At 53.4% G+C, this 21997-nt stretch carries 17 protein-coding genes; 5 read left to right on the forward strand and 12 right to left on the reverse strand.

The window, feature by feature from the left end; genetic code table 11:
* Positions 1–22 precede the first annotated feature (22 nt).
* The 7 genes from ACK6D9_RS01250 to ACK6D9_RS01280 are packed head-to-tail and all read right to left on the reverse strand — an operon-like array spanning position 23 to position 6390.
* On the reverse strand, positions 23–838 hold the full coding sequence (locus tag ACK6D9_RS01250) for a sugar phosphate isomerase/epimerase family protein (RefSeq protein ID WP_322990529.1): 816 nt from the start codon (positions 836–838) through the stop codon (positions 23–25).
* On the reverse strand, positions 835–2049 hold the full coding sequence (locus ACK6D9_RS01255) for a UxaA family hydrolase (protein ID WP_412050335.1): 1215 nt from the start codon (positions 2047–2049) through the stop codon (positions 835–837). The genes ACK6D9_RS01250 and ACK6D9_RS01255 overlap by 4 nt, the downstream gene beginning before the upstream one ends.
* Positions 2036–2362: a UxaA family hydrolase gene (locus ACK6D9_RS01260; RefSeq protein ID WP_412050336.1), complete on the reverse strand. Its 327-nt coding sequence runs from the start codon at positions 2360–2362 to the stop codon at positions 2036–2038. The genes ACK6D9_RS01255 and ACK6D9_RS01260 overlap by 14 nt, the downstream gene beginning before the upstream one ends.
* A gap of 16 nt (positions 2363–2378) precedes the next feature.
* A complete protein-coding gene (locus ACK6D9_RS01265) occupies positions 2379–3650 on the reverse strand; it encodes a TRAP transporter large permease (RefSeq protein ID WP_267654346.1) in 1272 nt (423 codons plus the stop codon).
* Positions 3647–4144, reverse strand: coding sequence for a TRAP transporter small permease (locus ACK6D9_RS01270; RefSeq protein WP_412050337.1), 498 nt, complete (start codon positions 4142–4144; stop codon positions 3647–3649). The genes ACK6D9_RS01265 and ACK6D9_RS01270 overlap by 4 nt, the downstream gene beginning before the upstream one ends.
* Before the next feature lie 59 nt (positions 4145–4203).
* The gene (locus tag ACK6D9_RS01275) at positions 4204–5163 is read right to left on the reverse strand and encodes a DctP family TRAP transporter solute-binding subunit (protein WP_322990622.1); all 960 of its coding nucleotides are present in this window, start codon (positions 5161–5163) and stop codon (positions 4204–4206) included.
* Between the two features lie 51 nt (positions 5164–5214).
* A complete protein-coding gene (locus ACK6D9_RS01280) occupies positions 5215–6390 on the reverse strand; it encodes a M20 family metallopeptidase (RefSeq protein WP_412050338.1) in 1176 nt (391 codons plus the stop codon).
* A gap of 152 nt (positions 6391–6542) precedes the next feature.
* Here ACK6D9_RS01280 and ACK6D9_RS01285 point away from each other — a divergent pair, with 152 nt between their 5' ends.
* On the forward strand, positions 6543–8144 hold the full coding sequence (locus tag ACK6D9_RS01285; protein WP_412050339.1) for a PucR family transcriptional regulator: 1602 nt from the start codon (positions 6543–6545) through the stop codon (positions 8142–8144).
* A gap of 792 nt (positions 8145–8936) precedes the next feature.
* Here ACK6D9_RS01285 and ACK6D9_RS01290 read toward each other — a convergent pair.
* The 5 genes from ACK6D9_RS01290 to ACK6D9_RS01310 all read right to left on the reverse strand — a co-directional run bounded on the left by ACK6D9_RS01290 (position 8937) and on the right by ACK6D9_RS01310 (position 14289).
* Positions 8937–10979: a S1 family peptidase gene (locus tag ACK6D9_RS01290; protein ID WP_412050340.1), complete on the reverse strand. Its 2043-nt coding sequence runs from the start codon at positions 10977–10979 to the stop codon at positions 8937–8939.
* On the reverse strand, positions 10969–12021 hold the full coding sequence (locus ACK6D9_RS01295) for a hypothetical protein (RefSeq protein ID WP_412050341.1): 1053 nt from the start codon (positions 12019–12021) through the stop codon (positions 10969–10971). Before ACK6D9_RS01295 ends, ACK6D9_RS01290 begins: the two co-directional genes overlap by 11 nt.
* Positions 12018–12746: a hypothetical protein gene (locus tag ACK6D9_RS01300; RefSeq protein ID WP_412050342.1), complete on the reverse strand. Its 729-nt coding sequence runs from the start codon at positions 12744–12746 to the stop codon at positions 12018–12020. Before ACK6D9_RS01300 ends, ACK6D9_RS01295 begins: the two co-directional genes overlap by 4 nt.
* A gap of 237 nt (positions 12747–12983) precedes the next feature.
* On the reverse strand, positions 12984–13490 hold the full coding sequence (locus ACK6D9_RS01305; protein ID WP_412050343.1) for a hypothetical protein: 507 nt from the start codon (positions 13488–13490) through the stop codon (positions 12984–12986).
* A gap of 301 nt (positions 13491–13791) precedes the next feature.
* Entirely contained in the window at positions 13792–14289 is a 498-nt protein-coding gene (locus ACK6D9_RS01310; protein WP_412050344.1) for a DUF4391 domain-containing protein, read from the reverse strand.
* A gap of 366 nt (positions 14290–14655) precedes the next feature.
* On the opposite strand from ACK6D9_RS01310, the gene ACK6D9_RS01315 reads away from it, so the two are divergent.
* The 4 genes from ACK6D9_RS01315 to ACK6D9_RS01330 are packed head-to-tail and all read left to right on the forward strand — an operon-like array spanning position 14656 to position 21926.
* Entirely contained in the window at positions 14656–16161 is a 1506-nt protein-coding gene (locus ACK6D9_RS01315) for an ATP-binding protein (RefSeq protein ID WP_412050345.1), read from the forward strand.
* Positions 16158–18896 carry a Z1 domain-containing protein gene (locus ACK6D9_RS01320; protein WP_412050346.1) on the forward strand — a complete coding sequence of 913 codons (2739 nt, stop codon included), beginning with the start codon at positions 16158–16160 and terminating at the stop codon, positions 18894–18896. Before ACK6D9_RS01315 ends, ACK6D9_RS01320 begins: the two co-directional genes overlap by 4 nt.
* Positions 18883–19842, forward strand: coding sequence for a PD-(D/E)XK motif protein (locus ACK6D9_RS01325; RefSeq protein ID WP_412050347.1), 960 nt, complete (start codon positions 18883–18885; stop codon positions 19840–19842). The genes ACK6D9_RS01320 and ACK6D9_RS01325 overlap by 14 nt, the downstream gene beginning before the upstream one ends.
* Positions 19839–21926, forward strand: a complete 2088-nt coding sequence (locus ACK6D9_RS01330; RefSeq protein WP_412050348.1) for an AIPR family protein — start codon at positions 19839–19841, stop codon at positions 21924–21926. Before ACK6D9_RS01325 ends, ACK6D9_RS01330 begins: the two co-directional genes overlap by 4 nt.
* Positions 21927–21997: the final 71 nt, after the last annotated feature.

Consider the following 21997-nt stretch of genomic DNA (forward strand, 5'->3'; position numbering starts at 1 on the left):
TTTTACCTCAGAGTGGATCGCGTCAGGACGCGGACGGGAAATAAGGTTGCATGGCCTCTCGGCTTGCAAGGATCGAATGCGCCGCATCGGGAATCTGAAAGGTTTCGACGGTGACGTAGCGGTCAAATCCGCTTTCCTCGACGGCCTTCATGGCGGCGGCGATATCGTAGCTGCCGTCACCAACCGGAAGCCGGTCGGAATCGGTAATGTGAAAATGCCAGAATAGATCGCCGGCCTCGCGGATGGCGTCAGTTACCGTTTCCTGCTCGGTAAGAATATGCGCCGTGTCCAGCATGACGCCAAGATTGGCAACGCCAAGTTCGCGAACGAACGCGCAGGTCTCACGCGTGGTCATCAGGCAGTTGGCATAGTTCCGGTTCACGGGTTCGAGCACGATCGGCACCTCGGGAAAAGCACGCGTAGATGCTTCGATGGCCTCGCCGATCCAGTCGAGCGTCTGCTGGCTGGCGACGTCATCGCGGTAGCGACCGCGAAGCCGGCCGATATTGACCATGGCACCATATTCTGCGGCCAGATCCATCGACGCCTTCATCCGGTCTATCGCCTGCTGTCTGCGCAGCGGATCGGGGTCGGCAAATGACAGTCCGTCCTGGCCGTAAACTTCCCCGGTACAGACTGCCGGCATATCCAGACCGGTCGTGCCGATTGCGCTGGTCAAAGCACGCCTGTCGATTTGTGCCGGATTGCAGACAAGCAGTTCCACACCGGTGTAACCGGTGCGGGCTATGGTCTCCAGTGTGGCGGCAATCGGACCCTGAATCGCTGTCACCTGCGCCGGTTCGACGTCAGGCGTTGCATACATGTAAGCAAGCTTCATGACGGCTGAAACCGAAAGTCGTTTTGTTCTGCAAGCTTCTGATGAATCACTTCCTTGCGGACAACGCTGACATTGGGAATGGCAAACTCCTGGATATTGAAATACTCGGATTTGCCCTGCTTGCCGTTGGCGACCTGCATCACCAGTTCAACGATCTCGGCGCCGACCTGTTTCAGCGACTTGGTGCCTTCGAGCACATCGCCGGCACTCAGATCGATATCGTCCTCCATCGCCCGATAGGTCTCGTTGTTGGAACTGATCTTCAGCACAGGTGCAATGCAGGACCCCGTCGGGGTGCCCTTGCCCGTGGTGAACAGCACCATGTGGGCCCCGCCGGCGACCTTGCCGGTCACCGATGCGATGTCGAAGCCCGGCGTGTCCATGATAACCACGCCCTTTTCCGTCGGCCGCTCGCCATATTTGACGATCTGCACGATCGGTTGCGTTCCCGCCTTGTAGATGCACCCCAGCGACTTTTCCTCGATAGTGGTAAGTCCACCCTCGATGTTGCCGGGCGAGATAAACACACCGCTGTCATCCTGGGTGGTCATCGACAACTCGATTTCATATTCCTTGATGAGCTTCATCAGATCCTGCTTGATCTGGTCGTTCTTGCCCCGGCGCCACAACACCCGTTCTGCGCCGACCATCTCGGTGATCTCGGAAAGCACCACGGTTCCGCCCGCGCCCACCAGCACATCAGCGGCTTCTCCAACTGCCGGATTGGCGGTCAGTCCGGAAAACGCATCCGATGAACCGCATTCCAGAGCGATGATCAGTTCGCTGACATCGCCATCGTCTTGCGGTTCGCTCGGGGTCTGTTGACGCAAGCGCTCCACGGTCTCGATACCGGTATCGCGTGTCGCGCGCGCGCCGCCCTGTTTCTGCACCACCAGCATTTCCACCGGCTTGCCTGTCGCCTTGATCGCATCGGTGATGCGCACGGCTGACGCGGTTTCGCACCCAAGGCTCAGGACCAGCACAGCGCCGACATTAGGATGGCAGCCATGGCCGATGAATGTGTCTTCGGTGGTGGTGTTTTCCACAGCGTCGAAAGTGCAGCCGTAAGGATGCATGAATGTCACGGCGCCGGTCTTGGTCGCGATGTCGAGCGCAACCCGATTGACACACGAGACCGTGGGAATGACCAGGATATGATTGCGGATGCCGATGGATCCGTCCGTGCGGCGATAACCCTTAAACTTCATCATATCCACCTCCGTTTTCATTTGGATTTGCGTCGAAACGTCTGCCTTTAGCGCCACGGCAGTTGTGAACATGGACCCAATGCCCGGTCTTGATGGCTGCCAAGGCCACGCCGATCACTTCGCCATATTTGCAGATTTGTTCATTGGCAGCGATGTCGCGCAGCGCGATCTTGTGGCCCCGGGGAATGCGCTCTTCAACCTGAAGCGGCGTGCCGTTGCCAATGCCGGTCACCAGCACCGTTTCCGACGGTAACAGCTCGGCCGTTGCAGTTGCAACGTGGTCAATCTCTTTGATCTGAATGGCGGTCTTTTTCAAAATCAGACTCCGTGGGCTACATGAACAGGTGAGGCAGGAAGGTCGACAATTGCGGGAACAGGATCGTCAGAACAAGCACCAGCAGCATCGCCGCAAGAAACGGCAACACGGCTCGTGAGGCTTCTGCAAACCGGACATCGGCTATCTTCGCCGCCGTCATCAGGGTCACACCCAGCGGCGGCGTATTGGCGCCGATGCACAAGTTGACGACGAACATGACGCCAAAATGCAGCGGATCGATACCGTATTGCACAACCACCGGCATCAGTATCGGGATCAGAATGATGATCAGCGCATTGCTTTCCATGAACGTGCCGAGCAGCAGCAGCAGAAAATTGAGCAGGATCAGGAAGGTCAACGGATCCGGCGCAACGGCTGAAAAGAACCCGGTCAGTTGTTGGGGAATCTGTTCGGTGGTGATGATCCAGGCGAACAGATGCGAAATCGCCACGATCAACTGAACCGGGACGGCGATGCGCACGACCTTCATGCTGATCGCCATCATGTCGGAGATTTTGACTTCGCGGTAAATCACCACCGACAGCAGGAATGCATAGACCACGGCCAGCACCGCAGCTTCCGTCACCGTGACGATGCCACCCAAAATGCCGCCAAGAATGATGACCGGCAGCAGCAGCGGCAACACCGAGTCTGACAGTGCAGCGATGAATTCACGCAAGCCAGCACGCTCGCCACCACCATAACCGCGACGTTTGCTGATGATGAACGAGATGGTGATGAGCGCCGCTGCCATCAGAATACCTGGGACAAGGCCGCCGATCAGCAGGCCGGCGATCGAAATATTGCCGGTAGCGCCAAGGATGACCATCGTCAGGCTGGGCGGAATCAGCGAGGCGAGGACGCCGCTGCAGCCCTGAAGGGCGGCGGCAAAGCCGGCGGCGTAGCGCTTGGCCTTCATCGCCGGAATCATGATCGAGCCAATCGCCGCCGTGTCGCCGATCGCCGATCCCGACAGCGCGCCGAACAGGGCGCTGCCACACACCGTAACCGCGGCAAGCCCGCCTGCAATGTGCCCGATCATGGCATTGGCCAGACGCATCATTCGCTGGGTGATGCCCCCATGTTCCATCAGCACGCCGGCGAAGACGAACATCGGCAAGGCCAGGAAGGGGTAGGAATAGATCCCCGCCGCTGATCGTTGCGCGACCAGTGCGAGATTGATGTCCATGAACCAGAGATAGGTAAGGCAGGCGAAACCGATGGCAAAAGCGATCGGTACGTTGATGATGATCAGTCCAAAAAGGAGGATGAAGAGAACGATACTCATTGCGCGACCTCATTTCCCGAAGTTCCGCGCAGCGCGTGAACAAGTGCCTCAAGAGAAACCAGCGTCAGCAGCCCGCCGCCCAACAAGACGCCTATATATTGCCAGCTTCCCGAGATCTTCAGCCCGGGCATCAGGGATTCCCAGGCCGTCTCTGCGATAACGAAGGCGCCATAGGTCAGGGCGCAGTTGAAAATGAGGATCACAATCGCTCCGAGTATCTGCATCAAGCGCTTCAATCCGTCCGGCAGCAGATCGACAAACACGTCAATGGCAACATGCTCCTTGCGCTCCAGCATCAATGCCGAGCCCAGAAATGTCATCCACACCATCAGCAGCAGCGCCAGCTCCTCAGACCAGACAAGCGGCGCCTCCAGCAGATAACGCCAGATGATTTGCCCGAACATGACGCCGGTCATGGCCAGAAGCATCAGCATCAGCATCCACTCGACCAGCTTGATGATGGTTTTCTTGATTGCAAAAAGAGGTTGACCCATGGTCGATCCGATCCGAGACGGCTTGGGCGGAGTGCAATACCCCGCCCAAGACACTTGTTTTACTTAGAGTATTTGCGAACCAGATTGAGAAGGTCTTCACCGAAGACGCCCTCATACTTGTCCCAGACGGGCTGGACCTTTTCATTGAACGCGGCCGAATCAGGCCGGGTGACTTTCATACCGGCAGCTTCGAGCTTGGCGAGAACTTCCTCGTCGCTGTTGCGGATCATCTCGCGCTCTTTTTCCTTCCAGATCTCGGCCTTTTCCAGAAGAATCGTCTGCTGTTCCTCGGTCAGCTTTTCCCAAGCCTGTTTGGAGATGGTCAGCACGGCCGACCCCCAGATATGACCGGAAAGCGCGAGGTTATCCTGAACTTCGTTGAACTTCGAAGCATAGATAGTCGCCAGCGGATTTTCCTGACCGTCAACAACCTTCTGCTGCAGCGACGTGAAGACTTCCGAAAACGCCATCGGTGTCGGCAGTGCGCCAAGCTCGCGGAAAGTGTCCAGACGCAGCTCGGCTTCCGGAACGCGAAGCTTGATGCCCTTCAGGTCGTCGGGCGTATTGATCGGCCGAACCGAGTTGGTGATGTGACGGTAGCCGCTCTCCCACCAGCTCAGCGTGTTGATGCTCTTGGTGGCAAGAATTTCGGCAAGCGCGTCGCCGAGTTCGCCATCGAGAGCGGCATAGGCATGCTCGCGTGTCGGCCAAGCATAAGGCAATTCCTCGATGATGAGGCGCTTGTCGAGCACCTGAAGGGCGCCAGTACCAAAAAGACCCATCTCGACTGTGCCGAGCTGCAGGCCTTCAGCCATTTCGCGGTCGCCGCCGAGCTGCGAGCTTGGGTAGACCTGGATGATGACTTCATCGCCGGTTGCTTCGGCAACGTCCTTGGCCATCCCTTCCAAAGCGATCTGCCAGGGGTGATCGGCCGCAAACACATGCCCGACTTTCAAGGTCGTTTCCGCCTGTGCCAAACCGGCGCCCATGACGATGCCGACACTCACCAATCCGGCCATGAGCGATGCTGTTCTTTTTGCTATGTACTGCATGTTCTCTCTTTTCTCCCGTTAGGGCTTGCTAAGGAACCGTTGTATGATTTGGCTGTAGGTGTCGATCGCGCCCAGATAGGCATCGATCGACAGGTGCTCATCGGTCTGGTGTGCCTGTTGCGGATCACCCGGACCGAGGATGACGATGTCACCACCGATTTCGGTAAAGGCCGACCCATCGGTGAAGTACTGAGCGCCATGCACGGCGCCTCCATCGGGGGCCTTTTCGGAAAGGACGGACCGGCAGTCGGCAACGATTCTGGCGCTGTCCTTTGTTGACACACCGGTGAGATCAAGAATCGTCTCAACCTCGAACCGGGCGCCTTCATCCTCTGCCACAATTTTTGCTGTTATCGCTTCGATCTTCGAGATGATGTCACGGTGGCTTTGGCCCGGAACAGTGCGGATGTCGATGGTTAACTGCGATCGATCGGGAATGACATTGCAGCTTTTACCACCGTTAAAGGAGGTGACAACGCAGGTCGGGTCAGACAACAGCGCAGAGGAAGACTTGCCGATCGGCACGGCCTTCAGGTGCTGGTAGAACAGATGCAGTTTTTCAACAGCATTGATTCCCGCTTCAGGCATCGAGCCATGGGCGGTTTTTCCAAAGCAGGTGATCCGCAACCACAGCACGCCCTTGTGCTCGATCACCAACCGACCGCTTGTCGGTTCAGCGATGATCATCGCATCGAAATTGGAAAGCTGTCGCTCGCGAACCATCGTCAACGCACCGAGCGCGCCGATCTCCTCAGCATAGGTGGCGGCGAAAACCAGTTCGCCACACCATTGCGAAGGCGCCAACTGGCTGTGCCGCATGAATGCATAGAGAAGAGCAACAAGGCCGCCCTTCATGTCGGCTGTGCCGCGGCCATACATGCGGCCGTCTTCGATCACGCCGCCGAAGGGATCATGCCGCCACGGTGCATCGCCAATCGGCACCGTGTCCAAATGACCGCTCAGCACCAACCGGGGACCCGGCGAACCACCACGCAGTGTCGCGACCAGATTTGCCTGAACTGCATTTTCTTCAAAGATGGTTGCCGCAATGCCGGCTGTTGCCAACCGCGCCTCAAGCATGCGTGCGAGCGCCAATTCGTTCCCCGGAGGTGAAACCGAGTCAAAACTCACGACCTGCTGGAGAAAGGCAAGCGCGTCACGCTGTTCCGTACGCAAGGGGGGATGTTCGTTCAATAACCTGTCCTCCGAAACCTGCAGTGAGCCTACCGACGTGTCAGCAAAAAACTATTGACCAAGGCAATGAAAAGAGTGTTAGATATTTGTACCGAGGATACAAAGAAGGACCTCCCAATTTTGGTTTCGAATTGCCGAAGGGGATTGATTTCATGGCCTTAACGGTCGAACAGGTCCTTGACCTGCCTGCTATGCTCGGAAGTGCATTGCTTGCCGGCAAAAACGGAACCAATCGAATTGTCGAGACGGCGACGGTGCTGGATGCACCCGATGCTGTGCGCTGGCTACGGGGCCGGGAATTGGTCCTTACGTCGACCTACCCGCTGCTTCAGTTGCGTCATGACCTGGACAAATTTGTTCATGACCTGGTCGATCATGGCGCGTCCGGCCTCGGCCTCAAGCTGAACCGGTACATGAAGAGCGTCCCGCAGGAGATGATCGACTGCGCCAATGCCCTCGATTTCCCCATTTTGGTCGTTCCGGAAAATGCTGCCTGGGTCGAGATCATCACCCCCGTGATGTCGAGTTTCTTCGAGACCCGCACACCCAGGATGGCTCAGCCCGAGTTGCCGGGCGGGCGTTTCGGCCAGATCATGTTGCCGGACATATCTCTTGAGCAACTGCTTGCCGAACTCAGCAAGTTGATGTCGAACCCGATCGTGGTGATCAGTCCGATGGACGGCCTGTCTCTCAGCGCGCCACACAAAAGCGAAGCGGACATTCAGGCCGCCCTGACGCTTTTGGAGGAGGACGGCTGGAAAAGCGAATGCCTCGATCCGGCCAATGAACTCCACCGGCGCTCAGGCCGCGGCACGAGTGTTGTATTCTCGCCCTACGAACGTGCGAATGGCATGATCGGCAACCTCGTCGTGGTGGAAAAGACACGACAGCTCACCGGCGCGGATCTGGAAGATCTGGTTTATGCCAAAATGCTGATTTCGCTCAAGATTCGCCAAAACCGAACTGACCAGAGCGTTATCTTTGAACGACAGAACGAGTTCGTTCTTTCCTTGACCGACCGCAGCATAGGCAGCCAGAACGTTTCTGCGCTCACCGCACGCTACGCGGCAATCGGCAAGCGACTTCATCCCCGTTATGTCTGCATCATCATCGCTTTTCAGGACGTTGACACCGATCATTTCCGTGCTTTGTCCAGCGCCTTGCGGGTGCACTTCACCAAATCTGACGGCCCCATAACAGGGGTCATCAACAACGAGCATGTTGTTGTCATGGTTCCGGAGGACAACGACGAGATTTGCCGCCCCGACGCTCTTACCGAGCAGATCAACACACAGATGCGCAAGATAGGTGCGCATGCGGCGATCTGGTCTGCGGGCGTGAGCCAGATTACCGCGGTCAATCATTTCTATCGTGCCTACGAACAGGCCAAACAGGCGTTGGACCATGGTCGCAGTGCAAACGGGGTTGGCGTCCACCTGTATGATGAAACGGGATTTTACCGTCTGTTTTCACGCAGCTCCATGCAGCCCGATGTGCAGCGCTTTGTTCACGAATGGCTTGGCACACTGATAGAGCATGACCAGAAGCACAAGGTGAACCTGCTCGAAACCTTTCGCACATTTCTCGACTGCGACACCAACTACCGTGAAACCGCGCGAACACTGAACATCCACCACAACACCGTACGCTATCGCATTGGTCTTGTGGTTTCGATGACCCATAAAAAGGCGCTGCAGCCCAAGCTCAGGCTGCATTATCACCTCGCCCTCAAACTCCTGCCTCTGGTGTCGTGACCTAATAAAGAGATGAAGTGGCTAACTTTCCATTGCAGCATGGGGTGCGGTGAGCAGTCGGCAGACCGCACCATACTTTCCGATTGAAGGTAAACCGAACCTTCGACCGTCAACACCACAAGATCGAAAGGATTTTCGCTGAGCTAACAACGTGCGGCAAATCCATATCCGCTAAAGGCGATGCCCGCACATGTCCAAGCCTGCCACCTGTATCACAGCTACCGGCATCTTCCGGCTGTAATCAATGATTCTTGAACCGAGAAGCGGCGATCATTCCTGCCCCTTGGACAAAAGTGCATGCCCAACTGCACTGCAGAATTCCAACATTTGATTTATGAAATTAAACAAAAGGCTAATAGGCAAGTATGGCGGAGAGGGTGGGATTCTCCCTCAAACTCCTGAGATTCTTGACAAATTTGGCTCAATTGAGATTGGCCGCTGGTTGAGCGATACACTGGACGGTACCCTGGATCAGGATCAATCGCAATCCCAGGTTTCCATACTGATTGCTGAAAGCAATAATGCTGCCCTTCAACTTACAGGGAGAGTCTAACAACACTGTGATGTCGCACTCCCTATGGCCCAATGACCCGGACTACCCAAAAGAGATAAACCTCGGACGGAGCAGCCAGACTTTACGGCTCCCGGTTCCAAATCGTTTATAGGACACGAAGAGAATTTTCACGGTCAGAGCTGGTCAGCTTGGCTGTGATGAACTGATCCGTGTTAGCAGGCTTGTACGTCCAGCGAGCCCGAGGCAGTTGTAGAATTGCACCATAAAGCGCCATGTCGTCATCCTAGAAAACAGCCCTTTCCCGTCAGCGCCTTTCGGAATGCCGCGGCTGAACCGCGAAGAGGAAGATAACCGATCGTATTTTCTGCAATGCTCATACGTACGGGGCCAGCTTCTTTTACTAATTTATCCAGCAGAGGCGAGAGCATTTGAGCTGTGGCAATATAAGGAGAAATTGGGTTTTTCTCTTGGCCATGTAGCGTGATTTCCTCGTCGCCCGATTTGAAATGCAAAACAAGAGGCACCTTATTAGGAATGTCGGTATAAAAATTCTTCAAGTCAGAATTTATTATCACTCTGTCTTCAAAGCATCTAATCGACAAGAAACTGGGATCAAATCTCCCTTTTCCGGCTACCATCGTTGCAAAGACGTTTCCGCGACGGTCCAAGCTGGTGCTCCAAGACTCATTCAATCTACGACCTAATTTCCCCATTTTATATAGACGGCTAGATTCTTCCACGTCGCTTAGAAGCGTATTTCTTAGGGAGACAAATGTGATGGACCCGTCACACTCCCTGGCCAAAAGTGCTTCTGTAATACATGGGTTTATCAGCTCTTGGTCTCCGCTCACTAATTTAGGACAATACCTTGACAGTCTTCTGGCGACCCGCTGATCGGCAACCAGGTTTCCATTTGTAAAGTATTTTCCACTATTTCCTTGCATTGGTATGAACGAGATATTGTCACTTGAGGAAACTGAAACCATAGCGTTTACAATAGCATATGTACATTGCGGAATGCTTGTTAAGTTCATTCTGTCTGTATATGTAATTACCGGAACGGCTTTAGGCGAAATGTTTTCCGTAAACCACTTAGGTACATAGGAAGTCACTTCCTTGTCCACGTATTTATTGTATCGTGACATTCTGGCTACGTGTGTTAGCTGGCTTAGAAAAGCAGAGATTGAACCATAGTCATCATCACAACTAATACCGCTGAACAAAATGCCGTACTTGTGGCTTTTGGCTCGATTGCATTCAGTAGGATAGTCTAGCGACCAAAATTTGAATGCGGAAAGATCGCCTTCCATCCATGCCTTAAGTTCAACACGAAGCTCAACAATGGCGTCTAAACCGGAATCTGCAATGCGACGCGAAACGTTTTCAAGCCTACTTTGCGAAAGAGACGCAATTCCATCGACAAAACTGCTCAAGTCGATCTGTGGATTTAATTCTTCAAAAGGACCAAATACGGATATGGCTTCGTCGTCTAGAACGCTCAAGTATCCCGAAGCATTAACCGAATATCCAGCGTCAATTATCCGATTTTTTGCCACTGATTTTTCGTCAATGATCACGAGAACCCTATCAGTGTTTTCGAGATCAAATGGAAACGATCGCTCTTCTATTTTTTCCTTTATCAACGGAAGGGGAATGATTGAGACACGCGATCCGTCAGTGCTGACAATTATGCCTACGATGCGGAAATTCTCGTCAACTGCGGCCCCGCCAGAATAGCCAGGCTGCGCATCTGTTGAAGCTATTTCAAGTTTGGTGATACCAGACTGCAGAACTTGTTGGCCAATAGGCGATAGTTTCCAGGGTTCACCAGACGGTTGCCCCAAAAATGCTATTCCTTCGCCCTTCTCCACCTTTGGCTGGAGGCGCGCCACATTTAGAGACACTTGACCTTTAATTGAGTCTGGCGCGAGCGCTTCGGGAACCCCTATAAGCGATAGATCGAGGCCACTATCAAGTTCATTTTGCAAAATGAACGCGTCAACCTCAACTCCGGGACGATCGGCGAACTGCACTTTCAGATCGACCGCAGTTTCAGCAATTTCTTCAATTACATGGCGGGCAGTGGCAATATAAAGCAAACCACCTTTTCGCCCGACTACAATGCCTGCCCCCGATGTCAGTGCGCCGCTGGTGGGAAAGCGGCCATCTATCATTACAACCAACTGCTTGGCTGACAATTCGACACCTTGGTTTGTAGATTCAATTTCTTCAGAGGAAGCGGGCCCCATATACGTGAATGATGCAAAATGCATCAAAAGACCGATCGACAGTACCGCCAATATTTGCCCTTTAAAACTCATCTTTCTTTCCCATCCTTAGCGCGCCCAGACCTGCCAGAAAAAACGCAAACAGCGAAGATATTATGATTCCCAAGCTGTCAATCGAGCGCAGAAAATCCAATAAACTTGGCTGAATATTTCGAGTGTTATTCAAGAATCCAACCCGAATGGACTCAGCATCGCCTATCAGGACAAAACGAAGGCCGTTCTCAGTCAAGGTCAAATTTACAAGTTGTGCCGATAGTCCAGAAAATCGGAAAAACTCACCAGGCCGCAGAATTGTGGACGCGCTGCGATAGCCGCGTACGTCGAATTGAACCTCGCCGGATAATACCGAACTGGTATTTATCTGGTCGCGTCCATTGGTTCGCAGCTTTTCAAGTGAAAGACCGGTAACCGCTATTGGGTTGTAAACCAGACCATCAATCCCGACACCTTCGAACTCGATAAGTGGACTTTGATTCAACCACCGCTCACTGCCCAATACGGTACCGTGGGAAGCGTCCGAACTTCTCGAATCAATCGGGCCTTTCCAAACGACAACCACCTCGAATGGTGTAGTCCCATCCTCAATGATCGCTTGAACCGAAAGAAAACGGTTAAGGCCCGATGACGCAAACTCCACAGCACGTCTGGGCGGGATGACAAGTTCATCTAGTTCAAGATAGGTCTCGCTAGAGGCCCCTGAATACGAGAACGAATTCAATTGCGTCTCTTCTGGTGCAGAGTCCAGATCGGTTAAGTCAGCGATTTCTCCCATCGCGCCGGCTTGAGTGGATTGGTCATGCCCGGATATACTTGTTCCAGAAATTCCTGAGATTGTAGCGCTGCGAGCTCCAACACGCATGCTCACATTCTGCGTTTCAATTGTTGCGATAAATGTAGTGTTTAACAGTATTCTACTCGGAGTAATCTCTAGTACAAATACGCCTGCGGAAAATAAGATGACTGCTACGAACGCCAGGAGTGTAATTTTTCGCAGATTTAACCACGACACAGTGCGCAACAAACGACTACGAATAGCGGCCGATAGGCCTGAAAACTTAAAGCGCGCACCACTCATTTTGTCCGCAAACGTGCGCTAATGCTATCGATGATCTTGTTACCGCGACCCGTCGCAATAACTTTGAAAATGACACTTTCGCGCCCTTCTAGATACGGCTTTAACGGAAAGGTTGCTGGCCTCGCAGCTGGCCAAGTGCGACTACCAAGCATCTCCTTGTCGAAAAGGACCTCGCCCGTTGCATCATCTGCAATGGAAATCCTTAGTTCAAAAAGTTCGAGATTGGCCACCAAAGCAATATAGGGGTTGAAAGGTGTGTTTTGAGCGAAAGAAGCGGGCACAAGAGTTGGCAACGAAGAATCACACCCCTCTTTGCAAATTACTGCAGCAAGTTCGGGCGGTTTGATGTTGATCTCAGGGTGTCTAACCAGATCAAGCGTCAAGGAGAAGTTTGCCCCAACATATGCGGTATCCATTCGATAATACTGTTTGGGGCGCAGCGATGTGACGGTCAGAGTTTTGCTCGAAGACATACCTGGAGAGAGGATGTTCAGGGCGAGCGAGTTCTCATCAAACATCGCCGGATGCTCGTGAAACGCCGCGATGCGTAATCCAGTGGCAGACACTTTTTGAGCAAACAACCCCTCGCACCTGTCTCCACGCTCTTTGTATGCAAGTTCATCTGTAGAAGCTGGTTTAATATCTTGGCGACACAAAGAGCTTGCGGCGTTGGCTGTTTCCGAAAATGCAACCAGGCAGATGAATAAAATTGTTATGCTTCTCACCGCAACCACCTCGTTTCACATTCGGCGACAGAAATAGCCGTAGACAGTACGCAATCAAAGAATCTGCTCTACAGGCTAACGTCATTGGAACCATTTAGGAAGCGTCAACACTTAGGAAAATCGGTCGAAAACATCAGGCCGAACGTCAAACATCAGTCATTGCATCCGCCATCGAAAGCGGAAATTATTTCCGCTTCCAATGGAGCTGACAGCTCGCATTATGGCAGTTCAAAAATGTCACGCGGCTTGCTTCACAAGCGCCATCAGGTCCGCATAGCTGGTGACGACGTCGTACCTGACCCGGTCCTCGTTGATCATCCGACCGATCTCGTCAAAAAACTTTCGGGCACATTTGATTTTGGTCTGCTCCAGCTCCCGCATTTTCATCGAGGGCTGATCGGACTTTGTCTCCGCCACGAAATAGAGGTGTTTGATATCGCCCTCTTTGAAGGCAATTGCCCAGTCAGGATTGTAATCACCCACTGGTGTGGGGATCAGGAAACCGCGTGGCAGCTTGGAGTAGACAACCACCTCGGTGCTGGTGTCGAGGTCCCTGACGAAATCTCGTTCGACCTGGGAATCGAGAATGGCATAATCATAGATATGATTTTTCAGCTTATCAGAGGCCTTCTTGAAGTCAGCGCCAGTTTCGGCAGCCGTGAAAACCTGCGAGTCGTATCGCTCTGCTACGGCATCGTAAGTCAGCTTTTCGATGATCGCGATCGCCTTCTGCTCCTGGATCATATGCGAGGCGTCCGCAATGAATTGCTCAGGGTTCTTCGCGAACTCACCAAATCTCGCGGCCTGAATTCCAGACAGGATTTCGGTCACGGTCTTGCGTGTCAGGTCCGTGTTCTCGGCTATCGCACCAATCAAATCGTATGAGACACGAGAATGCGCGCTCTTGCCGGTTCCGTTACGCACCCCGGAAACAGCGCCGCAATCTTTTCAATGTTCTGCGCGGTCAGATCGGGACTGTGCATCTTCAGCTTTTCGATCGGGGTGCTTTCTGAACTGTCTGGCATGCTGGCCTCTCTGCCGCCCGTTATTCGGGCTTCTTCAAATGGTCAAATTCCGCCTGCGCCTCGGCCAATTGGCCATGCAGGGTGACTTTTATGTTGAACTGGCTTTCGCGTTTCAGCTTGGACTGAAGCTGAGCAATCTCTCGCTCTTTTGACCTGATCGCGGCCAGCCGCGCAAGGCGGGTTTCCACATCCTCACCCAGCAATGGCTGGACGGGTACCAGCGCAGACACCATCTGCTCATAAAGCACGCCCATGTTCACTGCTACCGGCAGCGCCAGCCGCGGCGCATCCTGCGCGACCCATTCGCCACGCAAGTGGTCTGACAGGACCCACTTGCCCTTCTCCGCATCAGACGGGCGCTTATATGCGGCGACGGCCATGACACGATCCTTCGCCTGTATTTCGAAGAGCAGAGGGAAAGGAATGGCTCGGTCGATGGCGCGGAGGATATCGTCGTGCAGCGCTTCGCCCTTGGGCGTAGGATGGTGCGGCAGGTATCTGTGGCTTTTCAGCCCCATATCGCTCGTCCAATGCGGAAATAATTTCCGCGTTCAGAGGGATGGTTTGACTGCATCTGTGAAGCTCGTTCTAGCAAAAAGCAAAAGGCTATGCGTCAGAAAATGCCTGCGCCGGCCTAGGCTTCTCGAATACTGATCGACCGGTTTGCGAAGACTTCACGGAAAGGCGGTTTCGCGTCAGCCTTCACAGGAGTTCCAAGTTCAGTGGCAACACCATCGAGACGGAAACCCACCTTACAACTCGCCCGAAACCGCTCAATCGGTCAAAGACACCCACATCGTCCATTCTACCTGGAGCTCAAAATTTTCGCTTAGAACCCAATTCCACACTTGCGTTACATTTCCAAATTGGCACCAATAGGTTGAATGGACAGAATCACGAACACTGAACTGATAACTAGGGAAATCGATGCAGCACCCTTTGCGGCGTCGTTGATCGAGGGGCACAGAGATTTCGGGTACAGTCTCGAAACCGCGCTTGCTGATATCATAGACAACTCCATTTCTGCCGGAGCAACAGAGGTTGTTCTGGAGGCGGATACCGCAACTGAATACCCTTGGATCGCGTTGGCGGACAACGGTCGCGGCATGTCCGAACCCGAACTGGTTGAGGCAATGCGCCTCGGTTCGAAAAATCCCACTGATGTTCGGGCCATTGATGATCTTGGGCGTTTCGGTTTGGGGCTCAAGAGCGCGAGCTTCTCACAATGCCGACAGCTGACGGTACTGACCCGCCGCGACAGTAAAATCTCATGCGCGCGTTGGGACCTTGATGGGGTATCCAAACGCAATAACTGGAATCTCGAATTGATTGACTCGCCACAGGCTATCACGGGACATGAATTGCTTCCGGTTACTGGAACTGTCGTCATTTGGGAAAAACTGGATCGGCTGGACGGCGGATATGACCGCAACTGGGATAAACGCGCAGCACACATGAACGGAGAACTGGCCGGAGCAGAGCGTTACCTTCGGCTTGTATTCCACCGCTTTATTGAAGGCAAAAAGCCCCGTTTGAAAATCTTGCTCAACGGACGCGTACTCAAACCAATCGATCCACTCGCCTCCGACAATCCTGCTTGCCAGAAGGATCCGGAAGAAATCATGAGGCTAGAGCAAGGGGATGTTCGAATTCGGTGCCATACCCTTCCTCATCATACCAGGATGCCCCGGGAAAGGTGGGAAGAGATTGGCGGCCCAGAAGGGCATTTGAAGACCCAGGGATTGTATGTCTATCGAGAGAACCGCCTGATCATCTCGGGAGGGTGGCTTGGTCTGGCAAGGCAGACTGAACTGACAAAACTGTGCCGCATCGCGATCGACATTCCGAACACCATGGACGCTGACTGGAAGATAGATGTCAAGAAGGCGTCGGCTCAGTTGCCAGCAGTTGTTCGCGAGAGGCTCAAGAAAGTCGTGGAGCGGTTTCTTGGTACTTCAAAGCGTACCTACAAAAAGCGGGGCCAAAAACTGGTCGATGCGACACGCTTTCCGGTCTGGAACCGGGTCCAACGTGAGGGAAACATAGTATTCCGGCCAAATCTCGAACACCCGGTATTTCGCAGCTTTGCAAATGAACTCCCAGAAGAATTTCGAGACGGGTTCGACAGGTGCCTAAGGCTTCTTGGATCAGCCTTGCCAATTGATACCCTACATGCAGAGCTTACCGGCAATGCCGAAGCTGTTCACGCCGATGTAGCGTTATCAGACGAGTTGGAGATCATGGTTCTCGAAATTGGAAGAACATTGCTTTCTAGCGGAATGAAGCCAGCCGATCTGCCCGACACGTTGCAGAGCCACCCATTCTTGAGAGCGAATTGGGATGCAGTTGTGCCCCTGCTGAAGAACTTCATCGGAGAATTGAAAGAGTGAGCGACACCTATAATACCCTTACAAACGTTGTGGATTCAGCGCTTTATGACCAGCCGCGCAAAACAGATGATGAGCTTCGTTCGCTGATCAAGGGGCTTGCTGCAGCAATTGCACCCGCTCTTTCTGCAGATGACTTGGAGAGATTGGCTCGCGAAATCGAGGTCAAACAGGGAATTAAGGCTGGTCTTGGAGCAATCGTCGACAGCGACGATTTTGAGCCTTGGCTGGATGATGCAAAGCCTTCGATTGATCCGTTCTACTGGAACAGATACCGGAAACTGCTTTTGCAGAACGGGTTGCCGAAGGATGTGGTGATCGCAACGGACAAGGTGACAGACAAGATACTGAGTCGCCTCGGCAATCCGGAGAAGCATGTGCCTTGGGATCGGCGGGGCATGGTGGTAGGACATGTGCAGAGCGGGAAGACCGCGAACTACACAGGCCTGATCTGCAAGGCGGCCGATGCCGGCTACAGGCTGATCATTGTAATCGCCGGAATTCATAACAATCTCAGAAACCAGACTCAGGCTCGGATCGATGAAGGGTTTATCGGGCGCGATACCGGCAAGGCACTGGAGAAAAAGAAAGCTGGCGCAAAGCACACCATCGGCGTCGGTCACTTTGACCCCAACAAGACACCGGTTAGTCTCACAAACACGCTACGTGACTTCAACAAAGCAACCGCCTCAACGAATACGAGCGAGATCGAATCCTACAAGGTGCCAGTCGTTCTGGTAATCAAGAAGAATCACCGCACACTCTCGAATCTGCTCGACTGGTTGCGGGACAACAGTGCGCGCGGTGATCGGGAGATGATCGATCAACCGATGCTCCTGATCGACGATGAAGCAGACAATGCATCAATCAACACAAAGTACGGCAAAAAACTCGTTACGACGATCAACGGACAAATCCGCGATCTGTTGAACCTGTTTCATCGGAGCTGTTATGTTGGCTACACGGCGACCCCATTCGCCAATATCTTCATCGATCCCGATCAGGATGATGAAATGTTCAACGAGGACCTTTTCCCGCGAGACTTCATTATTGGACTCGATGCACCCAGCAACTATTTCGGTCCCAGCAAGATTTTCGTCGACGGACTACCAGACGAAGGTCAGCCACTCTGGCTAAGATACATTGCCGACAACGAAGACATCCTGCCAATCAAGCACAAGATCGATCATGAGCTTGATGCTCTTCCCGCCTCGCTGATCAAGGCACTTCGGGCTTTTCTTGTGGCGCGCACGGTCAGAAATCTTCGCGGCCAAAGGTCCGCTCACTGTTCGATGCTGGTGAATGCGAGTCGCTTCACGGCAGTGCAGGGAAAGATCCGTAACCGCCTACATGAAATTATCGAGCGTATTCAGAATGCCGTTCGGATCAATGGCAGTAAAGGACCTGCCGCTCTGCGTGACCCGGAAATTGCAGCGCTAAAAGCGGTCTGGTCCGAAGAGTATCCTGACACTGAATTTGATTGGCCTGAAATCCAAGCGGAACTACTGGACGCGATCGCATCGGCAAAGGTCGTTGAGGTAAACAGCCGTGCCAATGACCTAGATTACTCGAACTCTGGGGAGCGTGGGCAGACCGTGATTGCTGTCGGAGGTTTCTCTCTTTCACGTGGCCTTACCCTTGAGGGTCTGACCGTCACCTGGTTCCTGCGCAACTCCATAATGTACGATACGCTCATGCAGATGGGGCGCTGGTTTGGATATCGGGGCGGTTACGAAGACCTGTGTCGCATCTGGATGCCGGCCGAGGCCATTGACTGGTATGCTTTCATCGCAAATGCGGCTGAAGAGCTGCACGACGAACTCAGAACCATGGAGAAAGCAAAGGCCACACCGAGGATGTTTGGCTTGGCGGTGAGGAGTCATCCGGCATCTTTGCTTGTAACGGCAAGAAACAAGATGGGATCGGGAAAAAAGATCACTGCCTTGGTGGGTTTGTCCAACAAGTTTGTCGAAACATCAAGGGTCAGCATAAAGACAAGCGATCTCAACGCTAATCTTGAAATAGCCAAGGCATTCGTGTCGCGTATATCCGATACGCACTACGACAAGCAGCCCACATCTTGGGGACTGCTTGTGAGTAATGTCTCGGTCAAGCTGATTGATGAATTTTTGGCTGGTTGGCGAAATGCGGAGCAGGGCGTATCCACCGATCCCGGACCGGTTCGAAGCTACATACGAGCTCGACAATTGGATGAATTGAAGAATTGGGATGTCCTGATCCCTAGTCTGCAGAACGGTTCAGATGACTTCACGCTTGGTATTCCCGTAATTCCACCTAGCCGATATGTCGATCTGCATGACCTGAAAAACGGATTCATGTCCTTCAGTGGCAAGAAGATGAGGGTAGCATCTCGCGGAATCGAAAAGGCAGGTGTTGATCACAAGAGGGCGGGAATGGCCGAACAGAGGTACCGGGAAGAGAAAAACAAGACTGATGGAGAGCGGGTCAACTATCCCGACTCCATTTACCGGCGTGAAAGAGATAACGGTCTCTTTATCTTGCACTTGGTCAACGCAACTGCGCCCGACGGCTCGGAGCACGAAGACGCCGCCAAACTCATCCCTTCCGATCCGGTTATTGCTTGGGGCATCAGCCTGCCTGTCTCCTCGCGTCCAGCTGAGCGAGTGGAGTATGTAGTCAACACGGTTCGATATCAGGAACTATTTGGAGAAGAAGACGAGGATGATGACCAGGAGGCAGCTCTTGAAGCCTCTTGATCCATGGCAAAGGCTTGAAGTCGGCGATGCTCGCCGGGTGGACAGCGCTGGGCGGTTCGATTTCTTCTGGGTACTGTTGGATGCCGGCACCTTGGGTTTGATGCTCAAACTTCCAGCAATGCCTGATCCCGTGCCGAAGCTTCCCAAGCTCAAGAATCTGACAGCGACTTTCCGTCAACTGGGCTCCGGTTCGGCCTTCGTCCTCAGCCTGAAGGAAAGATCACAGGTCGAGATATTCGAGACACTGTGCCTCGACGTCGTAGGTGCGGGCGAAGCAGCAGAAAATCGAGATGATGCGCTGGTTCGGGCCATTCAACGTACTCGGAGGTGGCACCACCTGTTGCGAGGCGGAAGGACTGGCGGCCTCAGTGTGGAAGAGCAACGTGGTCTCGTGGGCGAACTTTCCGTGTTGCGCGAACTCGTGGCAGATCTCGGTACAGAGACATCGATAGATGCATGGAAAGGGCCAACCGGATCGGCGAAAGACTTTGAATTCATAGGCACCTGCATTGAAGTGAAAACGCGTCGTGCAGCTGCGAAACCCAACATTTCCATATCCTCCGCTGATCAGTTGTCCGATGTCCCCGGCAGCAGACTGCTTCTGCGTGTGACCAACGTGGCGTCTGTAGTCCTTCCCGAAGGGCTCAGCCTGCACGACCATGTCAGGCAAACCGAGCAGCTATTCGAAATGGCGGATGAAGCCTTCGAGAAATGGGAGGAAGCCATCTATTCGACAGGATACGATCCCGAGAATGACTATGATGAACGACGCTGGCAACTTGGCGCTTCTGCCGACTATGAAGTCATATCCGGCTTCCCGCGCATATCCACCCCCTTGCCCAGTGGTGTGGACGAAGTCCGGTATTCGCTTTCACTCGACGCCTGCGCCCCCTTTGCAATGCATGAAAAGTTGATTGATGTCATTCGAACGGGTCTGGAACCATGAGCGATCTGGAAGAATTTCACCGCGAGCTGATCGCGGATATCCAGGGCGATGCCGATGTTCTCGGCCTCGTCACGGTTGAAGCCTTCTTCGAGAAGGTTGGCGACCTGCTGACTGAAGCGGGTGAAATTGACGAAGCCAATCGAGCCTATTTCGAAGGGACTTACAGCCGCGGAGGTCTTCAGATTGATGGCTATGGAGGCGACCCAAGGGATTCTGATGGAATTCTCAGCTTGATCCTGTGTGATTTCGCCTTGTCGGATGAGGTGAGGGTCCTGAACAAGGATCACGTGCAAAGGCTCCTGCAGAAACTCTATCGATTCCTGGTAGCCAGCCTGAAGCGTGATTTCCGTGAACAGTTGGAGGAAACCAGCTACGGATTCGGTGTGGCCGACCTGATTGCGACAACTTGGAAGACTGTCGAGAAGGTCAAGCTGATCATCGTCACCAATGGAGACTTCCGGGCTCGCGCTGATGCAGCAAACGTAACCGAACACGAGGGTGTACCTGTTACCCTCAGCGTCTGGGATCTGAAACGGCTAAGACAGTTCCTTGAACAGGGACAGGCTCGGGCCAACCTTCAAATAGATTTTAACAAGGATTTTGGCGGCGGCATTCCTCTTCTGAGAGCCTCCGATAGCGCCGCATCGCTAGAAAGCTATCTGGCGATTATTCCCGGACAACAATTGGCCGCCATTTACGACAAATGGGGACCCAGGCTGCTGGAGGCCAACGTACGGAGTTTTCTTCAGGCGCGTGGAAAGGTGAACAGAGGTATACGCGATACCATACGCGACGAGCCCAACATGTTCTTCTCCTACAACAATGGGCTCAGTGCGACAGCAGAGGCAATAGAGATCGAGAATACCGATCGGGGTCTTGAGCTCGTGCGTGCAGACAATTTGCAGATCGTTAATGGTGGTCAGACAACAGCCTCACTTCACGCTGCGAGAAAAACCCTTCCGGAACAATTGGCCCAAGTCTTTGTCCAGATGAAACTCACGATCGTTCCCAAGGAAAGATCCGAAGCAATCGTTCCCAAGATATCGGAATTCGCGAACAGCCAGAACAAGGTGAACGCAGCGGACTTCTTCGCCAACCATCCGTTCCACATTCGCGTGGAGGAACTATCCCGCCGTATCCTTGCACCGGCCAGTGGGGACGGATACCGTGAGACCAAATGGTTCTATGAAAGGGCGCGTGGGCAATTTGCCGACGAGCGTGGTCGTCGGACGCTAGCGGAACGCAAGAAATTCGATTCCGACTATCCGAGGTCACAGTTCCTGACAAAAACGGACCTTGCAAAATTTGAGAATACCTGGTCGGGAACACCGCATCTTGTCAGCCTCGGCGCACAGAAGAACTTTGCCGAATTCGCCAAGGGCATGGAGAAGCGGTGGGGCAAGGATGGCTCGGCTTTCAGCGACGTCTGGTACCGGCGAATGATCGCCAAGGCGATTGTCTTCAAGCGCACGGAAAAATTGGTTTCCGATGCGGATTGGTATGAAGGCGGCTATCGAGCAAACATCGTCACCTATGCAGTTGCAAAACTCATCTATGACGCAGAACTGCAGGACAAGGTTGTCGATCTCGACACGATCTGGCGCAGACAGGAAATCTCGATGGACCTCAGGTCTTGCCTGTTGGCGGCGGGTCTTGAGGCACAAAAAGTGATCACCCATCCACCCGAGGGCATCCGGAATTACAGCGAGTGGGCCAAGAAACAGGCTTGCTGGAAGCGGCTCAGCGAGGCAAAAATCGATTATCCGGATGGCCTCGACAATGTACTGATCCCACTTGATCTGGCTAACGAGAGCATAAGGGAGGCCAACGCGGACAAGGCTGTCGAAACGAGCGTTGAGGCACAGATTGAGGTATTCAACCTCGGTGCGGAATTCTGGAAAGAGGCACGCAACTGGGCTCGGGAACACGGCATTTTGGGGCCAACCGAGCTGGGCGTGATCGAGACCTGTGCCGCAATGCCCCGAAAAATTCCGTCAGACAAGCAATGCACGATCGCGATGGCGACCTTGGGCAAATTGAATGAAAAAGGCTTTCGATCGGCTCAAAAGACGGACTCAGCGTGAGAGCTAATGCAGAATGATTATCGGTCAGAAATCCTAGCAGTACTGAAAAAAGGCTATCCAGCTGCTCCCAT

Origin of the sequence: Hoeflea sp. Naph1, assembly GCF_046837775.1 — a bacterium.
Lineage (GTDB): Bacteria > Pseudomonadota > Alphaproteobacteria > Rhizobiales > Rhizobiaceae > Hoeflea.

Coding starts and splice junctions, on each gene's coding strand:
- ACK6D9_RS01250 (WP_322990529.1), bottom strand. CDS start 838: ATGAAGCTTGCTTACATGTATGCAACGCCTGACGTCGAACCGGCGCAG.
- ACK6D9_RS01255 (WP_412050335.1), bottom strand. CDS start 2,049: ATGATGAAGTTTAAGGGTTATCGCCGCACGGACGGATCCATCGGCATC.
- ACK6D9_RS01265 (WP_267654346.1), bottom strand. CDS start 3,650: ATGAGTATCGTTCTCTTCATCCTCCTTTTTGGACTGATCATCATCAAC.
- ACK6D9_RS01270 (WP_412050337.1), bottom strand. CDS start 4,144: ATGGGTCAACCTCTTTTTGCAATCAAGAAAACCATCATCAAGCTGGTC.
- ACK6D9_RS01275 (WP_322990622.1), bottom strand. CDS start 5,163: ATGGCCGGATTGGTGAGTGTCGGCATCGTCATGGGCGCCGGTTTGGCA.
- ACK6D9_RS01285 (WP_412050339.1), top strand. CDS start 6,543: ATGGCCTTAACGGTCGAACAGGTCCTTGACCTGCCTGCTATGCTCGGA.
- ACK6D9_RS01290 (WP_412050340.1), bottom strand. CDS start 10,979: ATGAGTTTTAAAGGGCAAATATTGGCGGTACTGTCGATCGGTCTTTTG.
- ACK6D9_RS01295 (WP_412050341.1), bottom strand. CDS start 12,021: ATGAGTGGTGCGCGCTTTAAGTTTTCAGGCCTATCGGCCGCTATTCGT.
- ACK6D9_RS01305 (WP_412050343.1), bottom strand. CDS start 13,490: ATGATCCAGGAGCAGAAGGCGATCGCGATCATCGAAAAGCTGACTTAC.
- ACK6D9_RS01310 (WP_412050344.1), bottom strand. CDS start 14,289: ATGGGGCTGAAAAGCCACAGATACCTGCCGCACCATCCTACGCCCAAG.
- ACK6D9_RS01315 (WP_412050345.1), top strand. CDS start 14,656: ATGGACAGAATCACGAACACTGAACTGATAACTAGGGAAATCGATGCA.
- ACK6D9_RS01330 (WP_412050348.1), top strand. CDS start 19,839: ATGAGCGATCTGGAAGAATTTCACCGCGAGCTGATCGCGGATATCCAG.